At 66.2% G+C, this 23272-nt stretch carries 30 protein-coding genes; 15 read left to right on the top strand and 15 right to left on the bottom strand.

The window, feature by feature from the left end; translation table 11 throughout:
- Positions 1-36: 36 nt before the first annotated feature.
- Positions 37-459, top strand: a complete 423-nt coding sequence (locus ACT3CF_RS13410; protein ID WP_478423558.1) for an Hpt domain-containing protein — start codon at positions 37-39, stop codon at positions 457-459.
- Positions 460-494: 35 nt separating this feature from the next.
- On the opposite strand, the gene bfr is transcribed toward ACT3CF_RS13410, so the two are convergent.
- The 12 genes from bfr to aroQ form a co-directional block, all read right to left on the bottom strand.
- Complete coding sequence (gene bfr / locus ACT3CF_RS13405) at positions 495-977, bottom strand: bacterioferritin (protein ID WP_478423556.1); 483 nt, start codon at positions 975-977, stop codon at positions 495-497.
- A 90-nt stretch (positions 978-1067) separates the two neighbouring features.
- Entirely contained in the window at positions 1068-1238 is a 171-nt protein-coding gene (locus tag ACT3CF_RS13400) for a (2Fe-2S)-binding protein (protein WP_478423555.1), read from the bottom strand.
- Between the two features lie 74 nt (positions 1239-1312).
- Positions 1313-2623, bottom strand: coding sequence for a DUF418 domain-containing protein (locus tag ACT3CF_RS13395; RefSeq protein ID WP_478423554.1), 1311 nt, complete (start codon positions 2621-2623; stop codon positions 1313-1315).
- 27 nt (positions 2624-2650) lie between these two features.
- Positions 2651-3235: a nitroreductase family protein gene (locus ACT3CF_RS13390; RefSeq protein ID WP_478423552.1), complete on the bottom strand. Its 585-nt coding sequence runs from the start codon at positions 3233-3235 to the stop codon at positions 2651-2653.
- Between the two features lie 184 nt (positions 3236-3419).
- The gene (locus tag ACT3CF_RS13385; RefSeq protein ID WP_478423550.1) at positions 3420-3818 is read right to left on the bottom strand and encodes a hypothetical protein; all 399 of its coding nucleotides are present in this window, start codon (positions 3816-3818) and stop codon (positions 3420-3422) included.
- A 95-nt stretch (positions 3819-3913) separates the two neighbouring features.
- Positions 3914-6130 carry a phosphoribosylformylglycinamidine synthase subunit PurL gene (purL, locus tag ACT3CF_RS13380; RefSeq protein WP_478423549.1) on the bottom strand — a complete coding sequence of 739 codons (2217 nt, stop codon included), beginning with the start codon at positions 6128-6130 and terminating at the stop codon, positions 3914-3916.
- A gap of 90 nt (positions 6131-6220) precedes the next feature.
- Entirely contained in the window at positions 6221-6925 is a 705-nt protein-coding gene (locus tag ACT3CF_RS13375; RefSeq protein ID WP_478423548.1) for an LrgB family protein, read from the bottom strand.
- The gene (locus tag ACT3CF_RS13370) at positions 6922-7296 is read right to left on the bottom strand and encodes a CidA/LrgA family protein (protein ID WP_478423546.1); all 375 of its coding nucleotides are present in this window, start codon (positions 7294-7296) and stop codon (positions 6922-6924) included. Before ACT3CF_RS13370 ends, ACT3CF_RS13375 begins: the two co-directional genes overlap by 4 nt.
- Before the next feature lie 79 nt (positions 7297-7375).
- Complete coding sequence (locus ACT3CF_RS13365; RefSeq protein ID WP_478423544.1) at positions 7376-7732, bottom strand: ArsC/Spx/MgsR family protein; 357 nt, start codon at positions 7730-7732, stop codon at positions 7376-7378.
- Positions 7729-9087, bottom strand: coding sequence for an acetyl-CoA carboxylase biotin carboxylase subunit (accC, locus tag ACT3CF_RS13360; protein WP_478423542.1), 1359 nt, complete (start codon positions 9085-9087; stop codon positions 7729-7731). Before accC ends, ACT3CF_RS13365 begins: the two co-directional genes overlap by 4 nt.
- A gap of 11 nt (positions 9088-9098) precedes the next feature.
- Entirely contained in the window at positions 9099-9584 is a 486-nt protein-coding gene (gene accB, locus ACT3CF_RS13355; protein ID WP_478423540.1) for an acetyl-CoA carboxylase biotin carboxyl carrier protein, read from the bottom strand.
- A 33-nt stretch (positions 9585-9617) separates the two neighbouring features.
- The gene (gene aroQ, locus ACT3CF_RS13350; RefSeq protein ID WP_478423539.1) at positions 9618-10052 is read right to left on the bottom strand and encodes a type II 3-dehydroquinate dehydratase; all 435 of its coding nucleotides are present in this window, start codon (positions 10050-10052) and stop codon (positions 9618-9620) included.
- 141 nt (positions 10053-10193) lie between these two features.
- Here aroQ and thiS point away from each other — a divergent pair, with 141 nt between their 5' ends.
- Positions 10194-11198, top strand: a complete 1005-nt coding sequence (thiS, locus tag ACT3CF_RS13345) for a sulfur carrier protein ThiS (RefSeq protein WP_478424117.1) — start codon at positions 10194-10196, stop codon at positions 11196-11198.
- 121 nt (positions 11199-11319) lie between these two features.
- Positions 11320-11490, top strand: a complete 171-nt coding sequence (locus ACT3CF_RS13340; protein WP_478423537.1) for a CsbD family protein — start codon at positions 11320-11322, stop codon at positions 11488-11490.
- A 54-nt stretch (positions 11491-11544) separates the two neighbouring features.
- Here the strand turns inward: ACT3CF_RS13340 and ACT3CF_RS13335 are convergent, their stop codons facing one another.
- The 3 genes from ACT3CF_RS13335 to ACT3CF_RS13325 all read right to left on the bottom strand — a co-directional run bounded on the left by ACT3CF_RS13335 (position 11545) and on the right by ACT3CF_RS13325 (position 14231).
- Entirely contained in the window at positions 11545-11787 is a 243-nt protein-coding gene (locus tag ACT3CF_RS13335; protein WP_478423536.1) for a hypothetical protein, read from the bottom strand.
- Positions 11788-11887: 100 nt separating this feature from the next.
- The gene (locus tag ACT3CF_RS13330; RefSeq protein WP_478423534.1) at positions 11888-13537 is read right to left on the bottom strand and encodes a thiamine pyrophosphate-binding protein; all 1650 of its coding nucleotides are present in this window, start codon (positions 13535-13537) and stop codon (positions 11888-11890) included.
- 130 nt (positions 13538-13667) lie between these two features.
- Positions 13668-14231, bottom strand: a complete 564-nt coding sequence (locus tag ACT3CF_RS13325) for an outer membrane protein (protein WP_478423532.1) — start codon at positions 14229-14231, stop codon at positions 13668-13670.
- Positions 14232-14566: 335 nt separating this feature from the next.
- Between ACT3CF_RS13325 and ACT3CF_RS13320 the strand changes: the two genes are divergently transcribed.
- From ACT3CF_RS13320 to ACT3CF_RS13265, 12 genes are all read left to right on the top strand, one after another.
- Positions 14567-15274 (top strand): CoA transferase subunit A, encoded by a 708-nt coding sequence (locus ACT3CF_RS13320; RefSeq protein ID WP_478423530.1) that lies wholly within the window; start codon positions 14567-14569, stop codon positions 15272-15274.
- Entirely contained in the window at positions 15274-16293 is a 1020-nt protein-coding gene (locus tag ACT3CF_RS13315) for an HAD family acid phosphatase (protein WP_478423528.1), read from the top strand. The genes ACT3CF_RS13320 and ACT3CF_RS13315 overlap by 1 nt, the downstream gene beginning before the upstream one ends.
- Positions 16293-16940, top strand: a complete 648-nt coding sequence (locus ACT3CF_RS13310; RefSeq protein WP_478423527.1) for a CoA transferase subunit B — start codon at positions 16293-16295, stop codon at positions 16938-16940. Before ACT3CF_RS13315 ends, ACT3CF_RS13310 begins: the two co-directional genes overlap by 1 nt.
- A 101-nt stretch (positions 16941-17041) precedes the next feature.
- Positions 17042-18481, top strand: coding sequence for a 3-isopropylmalate dehydratase large subunit (gene leuC / locus ACT3CF_RS13305; protein ID WP_478423525.1), 1440 nt, complete (start codon positions 17042-17044; stop codon positions 18479-18481).
- 12 nt (positions 18482-18493) lie between these two features.
- Positions 18494-18631 carry a hypothetical protein gene (locus ACT3CF_RS13300; RefSeq protein ID WP_478423524.1) on the top strand — a complete coding sequence of 46 codons (138 nt, stop codon included), beginning with the start codon at positions 18494-18496 and terminating at the stop codon, positions 18629-18631.
- Between the two features lie 88 nt (positions 18632-18719).
- Entirely contained in the window at positions 18720-19349 is a 630-nt protein-coding gene (leuD, locus tag ACT3CF_RS13295; protein WP_478423523.1) for a 3-isopropylmalate dehydratase small subunit, read from the top strand.
- Positions 19312-20319 carry an NADPH:quinone oxidoreductase family protein gene (locus ACT3CF_RS13290; protein ID WP_478423522.1) on the top strand — a complete coding sequence of 336 codons (1008 nt, stop codon included), beginning with the start codon at positions 19312-19314 and terminating at the stop codon, positions 20317-20319. Before leuD ends, ACT3CF_RS13290 begins: the two co-directional genes overlap by 38 nt.
- Positions 20320-20410: 91 nt before the next feature.
- Complete coding sequence (locus tag ACT3CF_RS13285) at positions 20411-20734, top strand: DUF1476 domain-containing protein (RefSeq protein WP_478423520.1); 324 nt, start codon at positions 20411-20413, stop codon at positions 20732-20734.
- 1 nt (position 20735) lies between these two features.
- Positions 20736-20975, top strand: a complete 240-nt coding sequence (locus ACT3CF_RS13280) for a BolA family protein (RefSeq protein ID WP_478423518.1) — start codon at positions 20736-20738, stop codon at positions 20973-20975.
- Positions 20976-20981: 6 nt separating this feature from the next.
- A complete protein-coding gene (grxD, locus tag ACT3CF_RS13275; RefSeq protein ID WP_478423517.1) occupies positions 20982-21311 on the top strand; it encodes a Grx4 family monothiol glutaredoxin in 330 nt (109 codons plus the stop codon).
- Between the two features lie 397 nt (positions 21312-21708).
- The gene (locus ACT3CF_RS13270; protein WP_478423515.1) at positions 21709-22077 is read left to right on the top strand and encodes a BlaI/MecI/CopY family transcriptional regulator; all 369 of its coding nucleotides are present in this window, start codon (positions 21709-21711) and stop codon (positions 22075-22077) included.
- A partial coding sequence (locus ACT3CF_RS13265; protein WP_478423513.1) for a M56 family metallopeptidase occupies positions 22074-23272 on the top strand: 1199 nt, incomplete at its 3' end. The genes ACT3CF_RS13270 and ACT3CF_RS13265, both read left to right, overlap by 4 nt.

Here is a 23272-nt window from a genome sequence, read left to right as displayed (position 1 = left end):
GCGCCGGCTTGACAAAGGGGGATGTGGGGACGCGCGATGATGTCGATGAATGCCGAAAATCCGTTGGTCGACTGGCATGTCTTTGCGCGGGCGCGGGCAGAACTCGGCGCCGGTTTCGCGCGGATTCTGGGCTATTTCCGCGAGGACGGCATCAAGTCGGTCTCGCAGATCGAAGCGGCGATGCGCGCGCAGGACGCTGCGGCGCTCGTCCTCCCCGCGCACACGCTCAAGGGTGAAGCCCGCCAGTTCGGCGCCGACCCGCTCGCCGACCTTGCCGAGACGATCGAACTCGTCGCGCGCGATTGTGTCGAACGCCACGACGGCCCCGACGAACTGATCGAACAGGTCGTCAGTCTGCGGCCGATGTTCGACTCGACGCTCGCGATGCTCGAGCGCGAGGCCAATCCGATCGTCGCCCGGCGTCCGGCCGGCGGCTTTGGCCGACGGCCGGTGGCGTAACCCTCCGCGGCGCGAAGCAGCGCCGCCGGCGACGATCAGTCGCTCGACTCGGGCTTACTGTTGAGCTGGATGTAGTTTTCGATTCCCATGCGGGCGATCATGTCGAACTGGCGCTCCAGCGTGTCGACATGCTCTTCCTCGCTCTCGAGGATGTCGACGAACAGTTCGCGGCTGACATAATCGCGGACGGTCTCGCAATGCTGGATGGCGTCGCGCAGCATCGCGATCGCATCGACTTCCAGCGCCAGATCGGCGCGCAGGATTTCCTCGACCGTCTCGCCGATCCGCAGCCGGCCGAGCATCTGGAAATTGGGAAGCCCTTCAAGGAACAGGATGCGCTCCGCCAGCTTGTCGGCGTGCTTCATCTCGTCGATCGACTCGTGGCGTTCCAGCTCGGCGAGGCGCTTGACGCCCCAGTTGTCGAGCATCCGGTAATGCAGCCAATATTGGTTGATCGCGGTCAGCTCGTTCTTGAGCGCCTCGTTGAGATATTCGAGGACCTTCGCATCACCCTTCATCGCTGCACACTCCTGCTTTTGGGGTGCAGCCTTACCCGCTCGGAGGGCGTGTGCAATGGGGCAAATGGCCGGAGCGGCAGGGCGCCGGCGTCAGGCCGCGGCGCTTTCCTCGCGAATGATCTCGCGGGCATAGGGGATGCACTGCCCGCATTTGGTGCGGCATCCCAGCGCGCGATAGGCCTGTCCCGCCGTGCGGGCACCCCCGCGCGCGACGTTGCGCACCTCACCTTCGCGAATCGCATTGCACACACAGACGACCATCGCACCCTCGCGCTCTTCGTGGATTGCGAGGTAGCGAAGTTGCGAGCGATTCGCAACCCTATTGCGACGCACTCTCAATTATTGCGCACGCCGCCGCGAATCGGCTGGACCTTGCCGCGCGCCAGGCTCCGCCACAGCCATTCGAACGGACCAAATCGGAATCGCGCCAGCCAGAAGGGCGACCAGAGCAGGATCGCTGCCCAGACTGCCACGACGATCGGGTAAAGCTGCCAGCGCGACAGACTGGCGTACCAGCCAAGGCCATAGCCGTAGAAGATCGTCGTGCAGATCAGGCTGGTCATCAGATAGTTGGTGAAGGCCATGCGGCCGACGGCGACCAGTCGCGTGCGCCATCGGCTCTCGCCCGCAAGGATGAGCGAGAGCAGGCAAATCCATCCGACGATCATCGGGGGACGTGCGAGTACCGTGATCGGCATCGTCAGCGCGAGCACGAACAGGTCGAACCCGCTTCGCACCTGGATGGCGGCGATCACAACGAAGACGGGCAGGCCGATCCCCCAACTGACCGTCAGCCATCGGCGGTAGCGGGCCGCACTCCAGCCGCCGCTAAGCATCCCGCTGCGCAACGCTGCCATGCCGAACAGCATATAGGCGAGCGTTTCCGCCCCCATGAAGACCAGTCCGATCACCGGATTCATCCGTTCCTCGGCGAAACGCTGTTTCAGGATGGGCAGGTAGGGGCCGCGATGCAGCGCGATTTCGCGCGCGAGTTGTCCGGGGGCGGGAACCGCGAGCCCCTCGCTGAGCGCTGCCAGCGCGCGGCGGTGCGCCGATGCCTCGGCGGGCGTCGCGGCGCTGGCGATCGCTTGTTGCCGGATGCCGATCGCTATCGGCAGCGGCGTTTCGATCATCGCCTGGAACAGCACGAGCAGGCCGCCGAAAACGACCAGTCGCGCGACGTTGAGCTTGCGCGCGGCAAAGGCGATCATGCCCACCAGCGCATAATGGGTCAGGATGTCGCCGCGCCAGATCAGCCACAGATGCGCGACCCCGAAGACGAGCAGCCATCCCATCCGGGCGAAGTGCACCGCCGCCGGGTCGCGTCCTGCCGCAATCGACCGTTCGATGACCAGCAGCGTCGACGCGCCGAACAGGAACGAGAACAGCCCCCGCATCTTGCCGTCGAAGAAGACGAAATTGACCAGATAGGTCGCCAAGTCGGCGCCGTGCCAGCCGCCATAGGCCCGCGGGTTCAGATAGGCGGCGTCGGGCAGCGCAAAGCCGATGATGTTGAGGAGCAGGATGCCGAGCAGCGCGACGCCCCGGATCGCGTCGATCGCGGTGATTCGGCCGCCGATCGGCACCCGGTCATGGTCGGCCCGGGCGCTGTCGGTCTCGTCCTCGGCGATGGATCGGCGCGGCACAGGCGCGTCTGAGGCCATCGCCTAGGGCTATAGCCAGCTCATGCTTTGCTCAACCGCCTTTTTGATCAGTGAATCGGCAGGAATCGTCGCATCATCGGCAGGATGTCCGGCCACAATGAGCATGATCGGACGCTCGCTGGCAGGCCGACGACAGATATGGTTCAGGAACTGAGCCGGTCCCGGGGTGTGCACCAGCGTCGCAACGCCGGCTTCGTGCAGTGTCGCCAGCAAGAGACCGCAAGCGATTCCAACACCTTCGACGACATATTGGTTATGCATCACGTCCTGGGCGCGCATCCCCCCGCGCTTCACCCCGAACACCGCGATCAGCCACGCCGCGTCTTCCAGATACGCCTTGTCCGGCCCGGTCCCGAGCGGGCGGATCGCGTCGAGCCAGCGCGCATCGCCGCCACCGCCATAGAAGCGGCGATCCTCTTCCTCCATGGCGACGCGGATTGCCGCCTTGGCTTCGGCCGATTCGATTGCGCAGAAATGCCAGGGCTGGCGGTTGGCGCCGCTCGGCGCGCTGGTCGCGGCCTTCAGCGCCGCTTCGATGACTTCGCGGGGAATCGGTCGTTCGCTGTACGACCGGCAACTGCGCCGCGTCGCCATCCGATCGCTGAAGCCCGCGGCACGATCGATCCGTTCGGCGTCACTCAAGGCAGGGTAGGGGCGCCATGGCAGCGCCGCAGAACTGGTCATGCAAGTCGGTTCCCCCGGGAGGGCCGCGCCACCCGTAGCCTTGCATGCTCGCAAGACAACGCTCGCATGCCAAGTACGAGAAACCCCGGGGGCTTCAGCCCTGCGGACTTCTCGCCAACTTGAGCGCCACCCAGCGGTTATCGACCGAATAATGCGAACAGGCCGCCAACCCGTGCGCTGCGGCCACCGCACGAACCGCGGCATCATCGAGGTCCGTTGCCTCGCCGCCCGATGCCGGCCAGGCGATCCAGATGAACCCTTTCGTCGCCATCAACGGGCTCAGCGCACGCAGTTCCCGCTCAAGCCGCTCGCGCGTCGTGACATAGAGGTGCGCGCATTGCATCCCGTCGGATGCCGTCGGCTGCTCCTCGACCGCAACCGCGTCCGGCGCGATCGCAGCGCGCAGCGCCTCGGGCATGTTGTGGAACCAACAACGCATGCCCGGCTTGAGGCCGATCTGCTCGGCAAGTTTGGTCACCGCGTCCGTCATCATGCCAAGTCCCTCCGATGCCGTGCCAGGATAAACGCATGGCACGGCTCGGGGGAACCCGTCAGGTTGCGTATGGACGCTGCCGTTCGGACGCCGTGTCAGGCGGCGACTTCGCTTCCCATCAGCTTGGGGAAGAAACCTTCATGCGCCTCGCGGAGCGCGTCGATCGTCACGGTCCAGTCGCCTTCGTCGAGTTCGAAGATGATCCGGTCCTTGATCGTCCGGCCGATCGGATCGGCAGGAACGTTCGCCTTGTGCGCGGCCGCCATGAAATCGGCCAGGCAGGAGTCGCAGACGGTGACGACATACAGGCCCTGGTCTTCGCCGAACAGCGAGCCCGCGATACCGAAAGGCTGAGGTTCGTTGACCAGGACGCCAATGTTCGACGCGAGCGCCATTTCGGCCAGCGCGACTGCCATCCCGCCGTCGGAAACATCGTGGCAGGCGGTAATCGCACCGGTGCTGATCTGCTCGCGAATGAAATCGCCCGTGCGCCGTTCTGCAGCAAGATCGACCGGCGGGGGGGCACCTTCCTCGCGACCATGGATCTCGCGCAACCAGATCGACTGGCCGAGATCGCCGCCGCGCTCGCCGACTGCGATCACGGTGTCACCGGTTCCTTTGAAGCCGATCGTGCAGTTGCGCGTCCAGTCCTTGAGCAGGCCGATCGCGCCGATCGCCGGGGTCGGCAGGATCGCCGAGCCGCCGCCGGTCGCCTTGCTCTCGTTGTAGAGGCTGACATTGCCCGAGACGATCGGGAAGTCGAGCGCGCGGCAGGCGTCGCTCATGCCTTCGAGGCAGCCGACGATCTGGCCCATGATCTCGGGGCGCTGCGGGTTGGCGAAGTTGAGGCAGTTGGTCACCGCCAGCGGGGTGGCACCCACCGCCGAGAGGTTGCGCCACGCTTCCGCAATCGCCTGCTTGCCGCCCTCGACCGGGTCGGCGAAGCAATAGCGCGGGGTGCAGTCGGTGGTGATCGCCAGGCCCTTGTCGGTGCCGTGGACGCGGACGACAGCGGCGTCGCCGCCCGGGCGCTGCACGGTGTCGCCGCCGACCATGTGGTCATACTGCTCCCAGATCCAGCGGCGGCTGGCGATGTCCGGCGAACCCATCAGCTTGAGCAGGTCGGCGGCGGGATCGGTGCATTCCGGCACGTTCTGCAGCTCGGGCTGCTTGGGCGTGGGAACGTGCGGGCGGTCGTAGAGCGGTGCCTCGTCGGCGAGCGGGGCGAGCGGGATGTCGCACACCACATCGCCCTTCCACTTCAACACCATGCGGCCGGTGTCGGTGACATGGCCGATGACGGCGAAATCGAGCTCCCACTTGCGGAAGATCGCCTCGGCAAAGGCTTCGCGGCCCGGCTTGAGCACCATCAGCATGCGCTCCTGGCTTTCGGAGAGCATCATCTCGTACGGCGTCATGCCGGTTTCGCGCTGGGGCACGTCGTCCATGATGAGCTCGATGCCGACGCCGCCCTTGGACGCCATCTCGACGCTGGAGGAGGTGAGGCCGGCGGCGCCCATGTCCTGGATCGCGACGATTGCGTCCGAGGCCATGAGTTCGAGACACGCCTCGATCAGCAGCTTTTCGGTGAACGGATCGCCGACCTGGACGGTGGGGCGCTTCTCTTCCGAATCCTCGCCGAAGTCCGCGCTCGCCATCGTCGCGCCGTGGATGCCGTCGCGGCCGGTCTTCGAGCCGACATAGACGATCGGATTGCCGACGCCCGAAGCCGCCGAATAGAAGATCTTGTCGGTATCGGCGATGCCGACGGTCATCGCGTTGACCAGGATGTTGCCGTCATAGGCGGGGTGGAAGTTCACCTCGCCGCCCACGGTCGGCACGCCGACGCAATTGCCATAGCCGCCGATGCCATGGACGACGCCGGCGATCAGGTGCTTCATCTTGGGATGATCGGGCCGGCCGAAGCGCAGCGCGTTCATGTTCGCGATCGGCCGCGCGCCCATGGTGAACACGTCGCGCAGGATGCCGCCCACGCCGGTCGCCGCACCCTGATAGGGCTCGATGTACGACGGGTGGTTGTGGCTCTCCATCTTGAAGATCGCCGCCTGGCCGTCGCCGATATCGACGACGCCGGCATTCTCGCCCGGGCCGCAGATGACCTGGGGGCCGGTGGTGGGCAGCTTCTTCAGGTGGATGCGGCTGGACTTGTAGCTGCAATGCTCGGACCACATCACCGAGAAGATGCCGAGCTCGGTCAGGTTGGGCTCGCGGCCCATTGCCTTGAGCACGCGCTCATATTCCTCGGGGCTCAGGCCGTGCTCGGCGACGATCTCGGGCGTGATTTGGGTCATGCGCCGAGCCCTTAGCGTTCCCGCCGGGATTCGTCACCCTCTTGCTGTTCGACCGATGCAGCGGGTGTTCGGCCGCCCGACCTCGCGGGCTCAGCCGAGCAGCGCCCAGATCGTCAACAGGATCGCGGTCATCGCGGCATTGAGTGCCATGCCGATGCTTGCGAACGCGCCGCCGATCTCCGAAACCTGAAAAGCGCGGGCTGCGCCAAAACCATGCGCGGCGACACCAACGGCGAAACCGCGCACGCTGAGATCCTGAAGCTTGAGCCGATTGAGCAAGGGGGTTGCGCCCATGGCGCCGACCACGCCGGACAACAGCACGATCACCGCGGCGAGCGCCGGCACGCCGCCAATCTGTTCGGCCAGTGCCATGGCGACCGGCGTCGTGACCGATCGGGGCGCGACAGACGCGATGATCGCGCGGGTCCCTCCGAATGCCCAGACGATTCCGACGGCGCTGACAATCGCGGTGATCGACCCCGCGGTGAGCGCGAGGAGCAGCGGTCCGGCCGTGCGCCGGACGACTGCGCGGTTGCGCCATAGCGGAACGGCGAGGCCGACCGTGGCCGGCCCCAGCAGGAAGCCCAGGATCCAGGTCGCTTCGGCGTATCGCGGATAGGGGGTTCCGCTCGCGACCAGGATCGCGATCAGCACGGGCGTGCACAGGAAGACGGGGTGGCACAAGGGATGGCGCCCGCTGCGCTTTGAAATGCGGTCAGCGCCCTCGAACGCTACGAGCGTGACGGTAAGCCACAGCAGTTGCGACTGGGCGAGTGCGGTCCAGCCCTGATTCACGGCCGGGGTTCCTCCGATTGCGGGTCGGCGGCAACGCGCCTGTTGAGCGCTGCTTGAAACACGATCGCAGTGACCGCGATCGTAAGCAGTGTCGAGACAACGGTTGCGACCACGATCGCGACACCTTGTCGCGCGAGCACGGGGCCTTCCTGCATGATGCCGACGGCCGCGGGAACGAACATGATCGACAGATGCGCTGTGAGCCAGGCGGACACGCGCTCGAGCGTCGGGCGCTCGACCGGGCGGATCAACATCCATGCGAAAAGCAGGAACATGCCGGTGACGGCACCGGGCAGGGGCATCCCCGTCAGCAGGCGGAGGCACTCGCCGAGCAGCTGGCAGACGAGCAGCGTGGCAATTGCAGCAATCATGATGTCGTGCCCCGTGCCACGAAAACGCCGCGCTGCACAATGGCAGCGCGGCGGAAATCGTGCCGACGCTGTGGTGGGTTCAGAGAATCTCCTGAACCTTTTCCGCAGGACGGCAGAGGCGGACGCCCTTTTCGGTTTCGACGAGCGGGCGCTCGATCAGGACCGGATGCGCCATCATCGCATCGAGAATCGCGGCATCGTCCGCATCAAGCAGATTGAGTTCGGCGCAGAGATCCGCCGCCGGGCTGTTGTGCGTGCGCAATCCGTCACGCGGACGGATGCCGGCGCGCGCATAGAGGCCGGCCAGGCGCTCGCGCGTGGGCGGCGACTTGAGGTACTCGACGACTTCGAGCGAAAGCCCGGGCGTCTCCTCAAGCGCCGCCAGCACCTTGCGCGAGGTGCCGCATTTCGGATTGTGCCAGATCGTCGCCTTCACGCTGCGTCCTGCTGTTCGGCGAGCCAGGCTTCAAGCCACTTGATCGTATAGTTGCCCGACTGGAAATCGGGCTGATCGAGCAGTGCCTGGTGCAGCGGGATCGTGGTCTTGATCCCCTCGATCACGAACTCCTCGAGCGCACGCCGCAGCCGCATGATGCAGCCCTCACGGGTGCGGCCATAGACGATCAGCTTCGCGATCATCGAGTCGTAATAGGGCGGGATGCGATAGCCGGAATAGATGCCGCTATCGACGCGCACATGCATGCCGCCCGGGGCGTGGAAATGCGTGATCTTGCCCGGCGAGGGGGCGAAGGTGCGCGGATCCTCGGCGTTGATCCGGCATTCGATCGCATGCCCGCGGAACTCGATTTCGTCCTGCCGGACCGACAGGCCGTGCCCTTCGGCAACCCGAATCTGTTCGCGAACCAGATCGACACCCGTGATCATCTCGGTCACCGGGTGTTCGACCTGGAGACGGGTGTTCATTTCAATGAAGTAGAACTTGCCGTCTTCCCAAAGGAATTCGATCGTTCCGGCGCCGCGATAGCCCATGTCGGACATCGCCTTGGCGACGATCCCGCCCATGCGCGCGCGCTCCTCGGGCGTGATGACGGGCGACAGCGCCTCTTCGAGCACCTTCTGGTGGCGGCGCTGAAGCGAGCAGTCGCGCTCGCCCAGATGGATCGCGTTGCCGTTGCCGTCGCCGAACACCTGGAACTCGATGTGGCGCGGATTGCCGAGGTATTTTTCCATGTAGACGGTGGCGTCGCCAAAGGCTGCCTTCGCCTCGCTCGCGGCCTGCTGCATCAGGCTTTCGAGCTGGTCCTCGCTCGGCACCACCTTCATCCCGCGGCCGCCGCCGCCGGATGCCGCCTTGATCAGGACGGGATAGCCGATCTCGGCCGCCAGGTGCTTCGCCTCGGCGACGTCGGTGATCGCGCCGTCCGAACCGGGGACAAGGGGAAGGCCCAGCGCACCGGCCGTCCGCTTGGCTTCGACCTTGTCGCCCATCGTCCGGATATGCTCCGGTTTCGGACCGACGAAGATCAGGCCGTGCGCCTCGACGATTTCCGCGAACTGTGCGTTTTCGGAAAGGAAGCCATATCCGGGGTGGATCGCGTCTGCGCCCGAGATCTCTGCTGCGGCAATGATGCTGGGGATGTTCAGATAGCTGTCGGTTGCCGAGGGCGGGCCGATGCAGACGGCTTCGTCGGCGAGACGGACATGCATGGCATCGGCGTCGGCGGTGGAGTGCACCGCCACCGTCTTGATCCCCATCTCGTGGCAGGCGCGATGGATGCGCAGCGCGATTTCGCCGCGATTGGCGATCAGCAGCTTCTTGATCTCGGGCATGACGCGCGCCGTTATTCGATGACGACGAGCGGCTGGTCGAACTCGACCGGCTGGCCGTTCTCGACCAGGATCGCCTTGACCGTACCCGCGCCGGGCGCCTGGATCGGGTTCATCACCTTCATCGCCTCGATGATGAGCAGCGTGTCACCCGCGGCAACCTGCTGTCCGACCGTCACGAAGGGCTTGGCCTCCGGATTCGCGGCGAGATAGGCGGTGCCCACCATCGGCGACTTGAGCGCATTGGCGTTGGCGGCAGGTGCCGGTGCGGCGACTTCGGCCGGTGCGGCGACCGGGGCCGCCGGGGCCGGCGCATAGGCGGGCGCCGCCATGTGAACCGGTGCCGAGGCGACCGAAACCTTGCGGGCGACGCGGACGCGGCGGTCGCCGTCCTCCACCTCGATTTCGGTGAGCTGCGTATCGTCGAGCACTGCGGCGAGCTGACGGACCAGATCGATATCGATCTCCATCGCTCCCGCCTTCTTCTGTTCTTCGGCCATTCGACCCTTCATCTAATGAAAGCGCGCCCTGTGTCAGAAGCGCGCCACGGCTTCAAGCGCCAGCATGTAGGACAGCGCGCCAAAGCCAGCCACAGTCCCGCGTGCTGCGCGCCCGACCAGGCTGATATGCCGGAACGATTCGCGTGCATGCGGGTTCGAAAGATGCACCTCGATCACCGGCGTCGTAATGCTCTTGACGGCATCGTGCAGCGCCACCGAGGTGTGCGTATACCCGCCCGGATTGAGGATCACTGCCTTGGCGCTCCGAGCCTGCGCCTCATGCAACCAGTCGATAAGATGCCCCTCATGGTTCGACTGGCGGAGATCGATCTCGATATCGAGCTGCTGCGCCCGATCCTCAAGCTGGCCCGCAATGTCGTCGAGCGTGTCCGAGCCATAGATCTCCGGCTCGCGCAGGCCCAGCAGATTGAGGTTCGGGCCGTTGAGAACGAGGACCAGGTCGGCCAAGGATGTGCCTTTCGGTTGCGGGGGTATCGGAGGCTTACCTATATGACCCAGCGTCAGCGATCAAATCGGGCGTGATTTCCCGCGCGGACACGGCGCTTGCCCGCCGGTTCGCAGCCCGCATTCCGCATGGAGGAAGACAACTTGCACAGCGACGGTACCCTCTCGATCACCGTGAACGGCGAGCATCGCCGCGTTCGCGCCGGGATCACGCTTGCGCAGCTTGCCGAGGAGCTGGGGCTCGTCCCGGAGAAGGTGGCGGTCGAGCGTAACCTCGAAGTCGTTCCGCGCTCGACGCTGGCGGCGGTTGCGGTTGCCGATGGTGACAGCCTGGAAATCGTGCATTTCGTTGGCGGCGGCGACCATGCGACGGCGCTTGACGAGGATTGCTGGACCGTCGCCGGAAGGCGATTCCGTTCACGGTTGATCGTGGGCACGGGCAAGTACAAGGACTTCGCCCAGAACGCGGCGGCGGTTGAGGCGTCCGGCGCCGAAATCGTGACGGTAGCGGTGCGGCGGGTGAATGTGAGCGATCCCAAGGCGCCGATGCTCACCGACTATATCGATCCCAGGAAGATCACCTATCTGCCCAACACGGCCGGTTGCTTTACCGCGGACGAAGCGATTCGGACGCTGCGCCTGGCGCGCGAGGCAGGGGGCTGGGACCTGGTGAAGCTGGAGGTGCTCGGCGAAGCGCGTACGCTTTATCCGGATATGGTCGAGACGCTGCGGGCGACCGAGATCCTGGCCAAGGAAGGCTTCAAGCCGATGGTCTATTGCGTCGACGATCCTATCGCCGCCAAGCGTCTGGAGGACGCCGGGGCGGTCGCGATCATGCCTTTGGGAGCCCCGATCGGATCGGGACTGGGCATTCAGAATCGTGTGACGATTCGGCTTATCGTCGAAGGTGCGAAGGTGCCGGTGTTGGTCGATGCCGGCGTGGGCACCGCTTCCGATGCAGCGGTTGCGATGGAACTCGGTTGTGACGGCGTGCTGATGAACACGGCGATCGCCGAAGCCAAGGATCCGGTGCGCATGGCGCACGCGATGCGGGCCGCAGTTGAGGCGGGGCGCCTGGCCTATCTTGCCGGCCGAATGGGGCAGCGACGTTATGCCGATCCGTCGAGTCCGCTCGCAGGTCTGATCTGACGGGCATAGCCGATCGCGAACAGATCGCTGCCGTTACGATGGGAACGGCAGCGGTCCCTGGTCGGTTTCTTGATCGAGTATCCGGCGCAGGGTGCGCCGGATCGGACAAGGAGAGACCGCGATGGGTGAGCTCACCGACAAGATCAAGGGCAACGTCAACGAAGCCATTGGCAAGGTAAAGCAGACCAGCGATGACCCTGTTGTTCGTCAGGAAGGCGCCAATCAGGAGCTGAAAGGCAAAGGCGAGCAGTTCAAGGGCAAGGTCAAGGGCGTGCTGGGCGACGACATCTGATCGCCCCGGCGCTGCCAAGGAAACGGGGGCCGCGCGCCCCCGTTTTCGTTTTGCTCACACGCGGACGTAGAAGGACCACAAGCCGCTGGGCAGCTTGGCGGCGGCAAAGCGGGCCGGACGGCGCACGGGCCCCGCTTCGCAGATCATGTGGCCAAGCGTCTGCTTTGGCTCGAGCGGGTTCGGCAATGCGATCGTCTTGCTGTCCTGCCAGCGCCACTCATGTTGCCAGACACGAACGCCGTCGATCTCGAGACGGGGTTCGCCTTCATCGCCGATATGGATGCTACGCCAGGGCACGGTCGTTTCCAGTCAGATAACTCGTCACGCGCAAGAATAAGCTCCTCTTTCTATAGCGTGCCGCACGTGGCGGCAAATCGGGCGTGGGATTGCCGTCGGATCACCGGCGGCGCAGCGCCTCAATCGTGATCGCGGGGGTGATGAACTCCACGTCCGTCCGCAGGTGCAATAACCGGACGCCAGGCTGGGCAAGCGCCCGATCCAGCGCCGGGGCGAAGGCTGCGGTCGAATCAACCATTTCCGACCAGCAGCCATAGGCGCGAGCCAGGGCGGCAAAGTCGGGATTGTGCAACGTCGTTCCCGAGAGGCGCGTCGGATATTCGCGCTCCTGGTGCATCCGGATCGTGCCATAGGCACCATTGTCGACCACGATGACCAGCATGTCGGCGCCATGCTGGACCGCGGTTGCCAATTCCTGCCCGTTCATCAGGAAATCCCCGTCGCCGGCAATCGCCACGACGGCGCGCTCGGGGGCACGGAGCGCCGCCGCGACGGCTGCGGGTACACCGAACCCCATGGCGCCCGCCGTGGGCGCAAGCTGGGACGGATAGGCGCCATAGTGCCAGAAGCGGTGCCACCAGCCCGAGAAATTGCCCGCGCCGTTACAGATGATCGTGTCGGCCGGCATCGCTTCGCGCATGGTCGCGACGCATTGTCCCAGATCGAGTGCCACGCCGTCCCGCGGGCTTGGCGTCGCCCATGCGCGCCATTCGGCATGGGCTTCGGCGGCGGCGTGGCGCGGCGCGCCATAATCGCCGAGCGCGGCGGCCTCGGCAAAGCTGCGCATGTCGGCACAGATCGCCAGGTCGGGCCGATAGACTCGTCCCAACTCGTTCGGATCGGGATGAACATGAATGAGTCGCTGTCCCGGATGGTCGGGCGTGATCAGCGCATAGCCATCGGTTGTTGCCTCGCCGAGCCGGGCGCCGACGGCAAGAATCAGATCCGCATTTCGCACCCGCTCCGCCAGGCGCGGGTTGGGGCCGTAGCCGAGGTTGCCGGCATAGACCGGTGACTCGGGAGGGAGCGCGTCCTGACGTCGGAACGCCGTTGCCACGGGAAGGCCGATCGCCTGGGCGAACCGCTCGAACGCAGCGCCCGTCGCAGCATCCCAGCCGGCACCGCCGACGATCGCAACCGGCCGCTCAGCCTCGGCAATCATGGCGGCCATAACGTCGACCGCGGCACGATCGGGTACTTGCGCCACACGATCCACTGCGGGGCGATCGAACGCGGCGACAGCATCGCAGAGCATGTCTTCGGGCAGGGCGATCACCACCGGACCGGGGCGCCCGGACTGCGCCACGCTCCAGGCGCGCGCGACATATTCGGGGATGCGTCGGGCATCCTCGATTCGGGTCGACCATTTGGCGAGCGGAGCGAAGAATGCCGGAAGGTCGACTTCCTGGAAGCCCTCGCGATCGCGCATCGCGCGATCGACGTCGCCGATGAAGAGGATCATCGGCAGCGAGTCCTGCATCGCGACGTGGACTCCGATGCTTGCATTGGTGGCGCCGGGGCCCCGCGTAACGAAGCAGACACCCGGCCGCCCGGTCATGGCGCCGTCGGCGCAGGCCATGAACGCTGCGCCGCCTTCCTGCCGACAGGTGACGAGGTCGATTGCGGGCGTGTCATGAAGCGCGTCGAGCACCGCGAGGAAGCTTTCACCCGGTACGTGAAAGATCCGGTCGCATCCTTGGGCAACCAGATTATCGACCAGGATCCGTCCGCCCGTGCGCATCGCGTCCATTCACATCCTCCCTGCAGTCCCCATGGGTCGCTTGACCGCTAGCCCATCCGATGCCGCAAACGCAAAGGGGCTGCGCAGCAATGGTGCTGCGCAGCCCCCTGATCGACCCGTTGCCGGATCGGCGGTGCGATTAGAAGCGCACGCCCAGGCCGGCGACGACCTGGTGACGGACATAGTTGTCGGCGTAGTTCGAGTAACGATACTCGATCTTGCCGAGGAACTTGCCGAACGTGGTCTCCACGCCGGCGCCCAGACGGATGCCGTCGAGATTGTTGGTCGCGCGCGTCACCAGCGAGGTGTTGGTGTCGATCTCAGCCGACACGCGGGCGTTGGTGTAGCCGACCTTGCCATAGACCAGCGCCTTCGGGCTGAAGGCATAGCCGATGCGGCCGCCGGCATAGATGTCACGGCCTGCTTGGAAGCAGCCCTTGACCGTCGCCGTGGCGGCGCACTTTTCGGTGGTCGCGCCGGTCAGTTCGGCTTCGGCACCCAGCACGACGTTGCCGAAAGCGGTGTCATAGCCGGCGCCAAAGCCGTAGGTGACGCCCGACTTCTTGTCGCCGTCGTTCTTGACGTGATCCCAGCCGGCGACAACTTCCGCGCGCGGGCCGGTGAAAGAAGCGGCTGCTTCCTGTGCAAATGCAGGCGTAGAGAAGGCGCCAAGAGCCAGCGCGGAAGCAAGAATATAACGCATAATGAACCTCGGATCGAACTACTATTATATTATGACGGGTCGGAAACGGTACCCGTGGCAGCGCATTTAGTGCTGCATCTGCGAAGGTCAATGCTGCACCGCGAAACTGTGTGTTGCATTTTCTGCACTGTAGCAAAAATGCAACATTTCGCGGATCGGGGAGGCGGGGCGCTAAGCGCGAACCGCGGCGGAATTGTGGCGTCATGCCGGGTGATGGGGTGGCGTATGCAGTTCGGATCGCCGCGGCCCTCCAGAAGTTGAAAGCCGGTTCAGGTTTGCTTGACCCGCGCTTCGGCCCCGGATTATCGCCTCATCCGGACTAGGAGGGAATCGCCATGAAAAAGCTCTATCCCAACGCGGAGGCAGCGCTGGAAGGGCTGCTGTTCGACGGCATGACCCTGTGCGCAGGCGGGTTCGGCCTTTGCGGCATCCCCGAGCGGCTGATTGACGCCATTCAGGCGTCGGGCGTCAAGGATCTCACCATCGCGTCGAACAACGCCGGGATCGACAATGTCGGCCTGGGCAAGCTGCTGCGCAGTCGTCAGGTGAAGAAGATGATCTCGTCCTATGTCGGCGAGAACAAGGAGTTCGAACGCCAATATCTCTCGGGCGAACTGGAGGTCGAGTTCTGCCCCCAGGGAACCCTCGCCGAACGGTGCCGCGCGGGCGGTGCCGGCATCCCGGGCTTTTACACCAAGACGGGCGTCGGAACGAAGGTCGCCGAGGGCAAGGAGGTCAAGCTGTTCGACGGGGAGGAGTATATCCTCGAGCGTGGAATCCGCGCCGACGTGTCGATCATCAAGGGCTGGAAGGCCGACGAGGCGGGCAACCTGGTGTTCCGTAAGACCGCGCGCAACTTCAACCAGCCGATGGCAACCGCAGGCAAGATCTGCGTCGCCGAAGTTGAGGAAGTTGTCCCTGTCGGAAGCCTGGACCCCGACCAGATCCACCTGCCCGGCATCTATGTGAAGCGCATGATCGTCGGGGCGCCCTATGACAAGAAGATCGAGTTCCGCACGACCCGGGCGCGCGAGGCTGCGTGATGGGCGGCGTTGATCGGCGGCATCGCCGGGCGGCAACGGCGCTGGCCCTTGTCGCGGCGATGACACTTGCCGGATGCGCGCGCAGCGGCGTGCCGCATCGGCCCGCTGCGGTCCCCGCGGCCGTGCAGGACCGTTACGTGATCACCGGGCTCAAATCGTTGCCGCCGCCCGATGGCGAGGTCCCGGCCGAGCCGGTGTCCGCCAGCGGCGGTGCGCCGGCAGCGCCGGGTGCCATCGCGCCGCAGTTCCAGTATCTTTATGGTTCCGGCGAGGCCGCGGCGCTGAGCGTGCAGGCGTATCAGGCGCTGGTCGACCATGTCCGTCGCCGCCTGGCCGACGAGAAGCGCGATCCCGCAGCGCCGCGTCGTTCGGTCGTGCTGGCGCCGGATGCGTCGTTCGGCGAGCCGCGCTTCATGCCGTGCGGCAAGGAGCCGCCGGCAGCGGTGTTCGACGTCGACGAGACGCTGGTGCTCAACCTTGGATACGAAGGGGTTGACGCGCAGCACCCGGGGCCATGGGATCCCGCGCGCTGGGACCGCTGGGAAAAGACCGGTGCGGACAAGGTTGCGGCGGTTCCCGGGGCCGTGGAAGCTGTCCGGGCGCTGCGGGCCATGGGCGTCACGGTGATCTTCAACACCAATCGTGCCGCCGCCAATGCCGCCGCGACCGAGGCGGCGCTTGCGGGAGCGGGGCTGGGACCGGCGCGCCACGGCGAGACGCTGTTCCTCAAGGGCGACGTGGACGGGCGATCGGGCAAGGACGGGCGGCGTGCCGCGATTGCCGCGCGCTGGTGCGTCGTCGCCATGGGCGGCGATCAACTGGGCGATTTCAGCGACCTCTTTGCCGGACCGCCGCACCCGGCGCGGCGCGAGGCCGTGCAGCGCCCCGGCATCGCCGGGCTGTGGGGGCGCGGCTGGTTCGTGCTTCCCAATCCCGTCTACGGCACCGGGCTCGGCGCCACCTATGACCAGACATTCCCGCCCGCGACACGATGGGCGGACCCGCAGGAGAAGAAGTGATGCCCTGGACGCGAGACCAAATGGCCGCCCGTGCGGCGCAGGAGTTGAAGGACGGGTTCTACGTCAACCTCGGCATCGGCATCCCGACGCTGGTCGCCAACCACATCCCGCCGGGCGTCGAGGTGACGCTCCAGTCGGAGAACGGCATGCTCGGCATCGGACCGTTTCCGTTCGAAGGCGACGAGGACCCCGATCTGATCAACGCCGGCAAGCAGACGATCAGCGAACTGCCCAATTCGGTCTATTTCAGTTCGGCCGACAGCTTCGCGATGATCCGCGGCGGACATATCGACCTGACCGTGCTGGGCGCGATGGAGGTTTCGGAAGGCGGCGACATCGCCAACTGGATGATTCCGGGCAAGATGATCAAGGGCATGGGCGGCGCCATGGACCTGGTCGCCGGGGTCAAGAAGATCATCGTCGTCATGGAGCACAATGCCAAGGACGGCGGCGCCAAGTTCATCCCGGAATGCACGCTGCCGCTGACGGGGCGCAACGTGGTGGACATGATCATCACCGACCTGGCGGTGTTCCAGCGCCCCGACCACCATTCGCCGTTCCAGCTGATCGAGTTGGCGCCGGGCGTCACGGCCGAGGAAGTCGCCGCGAAAACCTCGGCAAGCTATCAGGCGCTTGCCGCCGCGTGAGACGTCGTTTCCTTCCCCCGGCGTGGCCGGGGGAAGGTACCATTGCGCACAAAAATTACCGTGGGGGTTGCGCCTGCGCATTATTCGATTAATGCGGCGGCATGAACACTGCACCCCGTACCCTGTATGAAAAGATCTGGGCCGACCATGTGGTCGAGCGGCGCGATGACGGCACCTGCCTGATCTATATCGATCGCCATCTGGTCCATGAGGTGACGAGCCCGCAGGCCTTTGCCGGACTGAAGGCGGCAGGGCGCCGCGTGCGCAGGCCGGACCTGACGCTGGCCGTTCCCGATCACAACCTGCCGACGACGGCCCGCGTGGACGCGGCCGGAAACCCGCTGCCGATCGCCGATCCGGCGAGCGCGGGGCAGCTCGCGGCGTTGCGCGCCAATGTGGCGGCTTTCGGCGTGCCCTATATCGACGCGCTCGATGCGCGGCAGGGGATCGTCCACGTCGTCGGCCCCGAACAGGGGTTCACGCTGCCGGGAACGACGCTGGTGTGCGGCGACAGCCATACTTCGGCGCACGGCGCGCTGGGCGCGCTCGCCTTCGGCATCGGCACGTCCGAGGTCGAGCATGTGCTGGCGACGCAGACGCTGCTGCTCAAGCCGTCGAAGACGATGGAGGTCCGCGTCGACGGCTCCCTGGGCTTCGGGGTCAGCGCCAAGGACGTCGTCCTCGCCATCATCGGCCGCATCGGTGCGGCCGGGGGCACAGGCTATGTGATCGAGTTCACCGGCGACGTGATTCGCGACCTGTCGATCGAAGGGCGGCTCACCGTTTCGAACATGTCGATCGAGGGTGGCGCGCGTTCGGGGCTGATCGCGCCTGACGCCAAGACCTTCGATTATCTGAAAGGGCGGCCGCTCGCGCCGGCCGGCGACGACTGGGCGCGCGCGGTTGCCTATTGGCAGACGCTGCCGACCGACGCGGGCGCGCGTTATGACCGCACGGTGGTGCTTGCCGGCAGCGAGATCGCGCCGTCGCTCACCTGGGGGACGAGCCCGGAGGATGTCGTCCCGATCACCGGCACGGTGCCCGACCCGGAGAGTTTCGCCGACCCCGCAAAGCGTGTCGCCGCGCAGAAATCGCTCGACTACATGGGGCTGCGTGCCGGCATGGCGATGCAGGACATCGCGATCGAGCATGTCTTCATCGGGTCGTGCACGAACAGCCGGATCGAGGACCTGCGTGCCGCCGCCGCAGTGGTGAAGGGGCGCAAGGTCGCCGATCGCATCCGTCAGGCACTGATCGTCCCCGGCTCGGGACTGGTGAAGCGTGCCGCGGAGGCGGAGGGGCTCGACCGCATCTTTGTCGAGGCCGGGTTCGAATGGCGCGAGCCGGGATGCTCGATGTGCCTCGCCATGAACCCGGACAAGGTGCCGGCGGGCGAACGTTGTGCTTCCACCTCCAACCGCAATTTCGTAGGACGGCAGGGGCCGGGTGCGCGCACGCATCTGGTTTCGCCCGCCATGGCTGCGGCTGCAGCGGTGACCGGGCGGCTCGCCGACGTTCGCGACCTGATGTCGGCCGCATGAGGGATATTGTAAATGAAGCAGGCGCTTGTCGTACTGATTGCCGGAACCGTGCTCAGCGGAATCGCCGCCGTATATGCGGCCAACTACACCAACCTTCATGCCGCGCCTGCCGCGCACGGCGTTCGCGCGCCGGTGACTGCGCCGCGCTGACCGCCATTTTTCATTCCACGCACGCAGCGCGCGACGGCCATGCGTCCGTCGCGGCGCGTTCGTGCAACCTCATGCGGAGCCACTGCTGATGGAACCCGTTCGCCAGGTCCAGGGGCGCGCCTATCCCTGGGGCGCCAAGAACATCGATACCGACGTCATCATTCCCGCGCATTGGCTGAAGACGACCACGCGCGAAGGCATGGGGCGGGGCGCGTTCGAGACCGTGCGGGCCGAGCCCGGCAACGTCTTTGACGATCCGCGCTATGCGGGCGCGCCGATCCTGATCGCCGGCGAGAACTTCGGATGCGGTTCCAGCCGTGAACATGCCGCCTGGGCGCTGGGCGACATGGGCGTGAAGGCCGTGATCGCACCCAGCTTTTCGGACATTTTCTCGGGCAACGCGTTCAAGAACGGGATCGTCACGGTCGTGCTGCCCCAGGCCGCGATCGACCGGTTGATCGAAGTCGCCCGCACCGATCCGATCAGCGTCGACCTGGAGACGATGACGGTCACGACCGGCTTTCAGGACCGTTTTGCATTCGAACTCGATCCCTTCCGCCGCGATTGCCTGATGCAGGGGCTGGACGAGATCGGCCTGACGCTGGCAAAAGATACCGCGATTTCGAATTACGAGGCCGGCGTTCAACAGAGTCGGCCCTGGATCGTGGTAGGGAGCGGACATGAAGGCATTGTTGTCGAAGGCGCCGGGCGGACCTGAAACTCTAACGATCGAGGATTTGCCCCGGCCGGAGCCGGGGGCGGGACAGGTGCGCGTTGCCGTGCGCGCCTGTGCGGTCAATTATCCCGACGTTCTGATCATCGAGGACAAGTATCAGTTTCGTCCGCAACGGCCGTTCGCGCCGGGCGGCGAGATCGCCGGCATCGTCGAGGCGGTCGGCGAGGGCGTGACCCGCTTTGTCCCGGGCGATCGTGTGATCGGCGTGATCGGCCATGGCGGCATGGCCGAGGCGGTCCTGGTCGACGCGGCCCGGCTCTATCGCTTGCCCGAGGGGCGCAGCTTCGACGACGGCGCGGCGCTGCTGCTTACCTATGCCACGACGATCCATGCGCTGCTCGATCGCGGTCGGCTGAAGGCGGGGCAGACGCTGCTCGTTCTGGGCGCCGCGGGCGGCGTCGGCCTTGCCGCGATCGAACTGGGCAAGGCCTATGGCGCGCGCGTCGTCGCCGCGGTTTCGAGCGAAGCCAAGGCAGAGGCCGCCCGCGCGGCCGGTGCCGACACCGTCATCATCTATCCGCGGGCGCCGTTCGATCGCGACCAGTCAAAGGCGCTCGCCGACATGTTCAAGGCGGCGGTCGGCCCCGAGGGCGCCGACATCATCTTCGATCCCGTCGGGGGCGACTATGCCGAGCCTGCCCTGCGCGCGATTGCGTGGGAGGGACGCTATCTGGTGGTCGGTTTTCCCGCAGGGATTCCGCGCCTGCCGCTCAACCTGACCCTGCTCAAGAGCTGCGACGTGTGCGGCGTCTTCTGGGGCGCGTTCGCCGCGCGCGATCCGGGGGCGAATGACACGCATGTCGCGCAGCTTTTCAAGCTGTGGGACGAGGGGCGGATCGCGCCGCGCGTCACGCAGCGCTTTCCGTTGGCGCAAGGCGGGCAGGCAATTGCCGCGATGGCGGCGCGCCAGGCGATCGGAAAGCTGGTGGTGACGGTCGCCGGCGAGTCCTGATCATCGGCGGTGGCAGGCACGCTGCGCTTGCCACCGCCGGTCGGCGAACCTATTTCGGCGCCACAGCTAATCAAGGGGCCGAGTAGAGCACATGACGACGTTCGATGATCGCGAGCGGGCTTTCGAAGCGAAGTTCGCGCGGGATGAGGAAATGACCTTTCGCATCACCGCGCGTCGCAACCGGCTGCTCGGCCAGTGGGCGGCGCAGAAGATGGGCCTGACCCCCGAAGAGACCGACGCCTATGCCAAGGCGGTCGTCCAGGCCGATTTCGAGGAGGCCGGGGACGAGGACGTCATCCGCAAGCTGCTCGGCGATCTGCTGGCGGCGGGCGTCGAAGCCGACGAGCCGATGGTGCGGCGTGCGGTCGACGAACAGACCGTCGAGGCGCGTCGCCAGCTGCTCGAGGCCAAGTAAGATGCCGATGGCCGCCGCCGAGATCGAGGCGCTGATCCGCGCCGCGATTCCCGATGCCGAGGTCGAGATCACCGACCTGGCCGGGGACGGCGACCATTATTCGGCGCGCGTGGTGGCGCCGATGTTCCGGGGAATGCCGCGGGTGCGCCAGCATCAGGCGGTCTATGCGGCGCTGGGCGGGCGAATGGGGGGTGTGTTGCACGCCCTTCAGCTCGTCACCGAAGCGCCGGCAGAGGAGTGAGTTCTGATGACCGATGATGTCCAGCAGCGTATCCAGACGCTGGTCGACGGCAACGACGTGCTGTTGTTCATGAAGGGCAGCCCGCTGTTCCCGCAATGCGGCTTTTCGAGCCGGGCGGTGGCGATCCTCAATCACCTGGGCGTGGCGTTCGAGAGCGTCGACGTGCTTCAGGATCAGGCAATCCGCCAGGGAATCAAGGCATTCTCCGACTGGCCGACGATTCCGCAGCTTTATGTCAAGGGCGAGTTCGTCGGCGGATCGGACATCATGATGGAGATGTACGAATCGGGCGAGCTGGCACAGTTGCTGGCCGACAAGGGCGTGGCCGCCGCCTGAGCCCGCCGGTGGGGCATCCGATGCGATGCCCCGCTTTTCCGAACCTGGCATGACATGACGCCTGCGCGGAGATCCTCCGCGCGGGCGTTTCCTTATGCGTTCGGCGTGACGGGCGTGGGGGAGACTCCGGGTGGGTGGGCCTGACAGTTACGCGCCGCCACGGCCCACCCTGCAATGAAGCGTCGGAACGCTATCGGAGTGCGGGCTTACCCTCGCACGGGCCGTGCCATTTCTGCAAAACCCGCGGATCGTGCGGTTGTTGATGGTTAACGGCGTGTTGCGGGCGTGCGGGGATGTAAAATATTCCGACAGAGGTGACGCCGCGTCGTTCAGCGGGCGTTCAGCGCATTGACTACATCCGTAATCGAAGCGATTACAGGTGTAGTCGGAGGGGTTGATGCGCGAACGAATCAGCGATGCCGAACATGCGGTGATGGAGGTGCTGTGGGACGAATCCCCGCTCACCGCGCAGGACGTTGCCGAACGCGTGCCCGCCGAGCGGGGGTGGAGCGCGAACACCGTCAAGACGCTGCTGGGGCGCCTGCTCGCCAAGAGCGCGATCGCGCACGAGGCGGACGGGCGGCGTTATCTCTATCGCCCGCTGGTCGCGCGCGAGGACTATGTCGAAGGTGAATCGCGGCGGCTGATCGACCGGCTGTTCGGTGGTCGGCTGACGCCGTTGGTGGCGCATCTGGCCGAGCGCGATGCGATCACGAGCGAGGATATCGCCGAGATCGAGGCGCTGCTGAAGGCGCTCAAGCAATGAGCGCGTGGGTGATCGAGACGCTGGTCGCCAGCACGTTGCTGATGCTGGTGGTGCTGGCGCTGCGCGGGCCGGTGCGGCGCAGTTTCGGGCCGGAACTGACGTATTTTCTGTGGCTTATGCCCGCGTTGCGGATGGTCTTGCCGCCGTTGCCGGGGGATTGGCAGCTGAGCCGGGTGCTGGCGCCGTGGACGCGGGCGGTGGCCGATACACCCGGCGTCGCGTTGGGAGTCATGAACCCCGAGCTGCTGCCCAAGTCGCTGAATACGCAGACGATTATCGAGATCGACCTGAGCGCGGCGGGGCAGCATCTGCCCGTTGCGGTGGTGCCGCCGACGGTCGTCGGGGGCGGGGCGGGGCTCGCGGCGCTGTTGCTGGGGCTGTGGGCCGCGGGCGCGCTGATTTTCCTTGCTTTTCATCTGGTTGCGCACCGCCGTTTCTGTCGCCGGGTGCTCGGCGCCGCGCGGCGCGACGACCTGGTTGCGGGTGGAAAAGTGCGCGTTGTCGAGTCGAAAGCCGCCGATGGCCCGCTCGCATTCGGCATTTTCCGACGTTTTGTCGCGTTTCCGTGCGGTTTCGAGGAACGCTTTGACGCGACGGAGCGGGCACTCGTGCTGGCGCACGAACTCGGCCACCACGCCCGCGGCGACCTGATCGCCAACTGGGCCGCGCTGGCGGTGCTCGCCGCCCACTGGTTCAACCCAATCGCCTGGCGCGCCTTCCGCGCGTTCCGGGCCGATCAGGAGATGGCATGCGACGCGCTGGTGCTCGCCGGGCGCGAGGCCGCGCTGCGGCACGCCTATGGCTGCGCCATCGTCAAGTCGGCGCATGGCGGCGCGATTTCCGCCGCCTGCCACCTCCACACCATCCACGACGTGAAAGGAAGGTTGCGCATGCTGATGATCCTGAAGGCCCCGTCGCGCGCGCGGCGCCGGGCAGGCACCGCCGGGGCCGCGATGCTGGCGCTCGCCGCGATGGGGCTGACCGCCTCCGCCGGCGTCGCCGCCGACCATATGGTGAGCAGCGCGGCGGCGCAGGTCGCCCCGCCGGCACCGCCCGCGCCCCCGGCGCCCCCCGCACCCGCGGCGCACCATCACGCCCAGGTCACCCCGACAGCGCCCGCCGCGCCGCTCGCCCCGGCCGCGCCCGCCGCGCCGGTTGCCGCGACGGCGCCCGCCGCGCCGACGGCCCCGGAGGC

The sequence above is a fragment of the Sphingomonas chlorellae genome, from assembly GCF_056485145.1.
The sequence above is the reverse complement of the archived record's forward strand: the minus strand, read 5'-3'. Positions and strand labels throughout refer to the sequence as shown.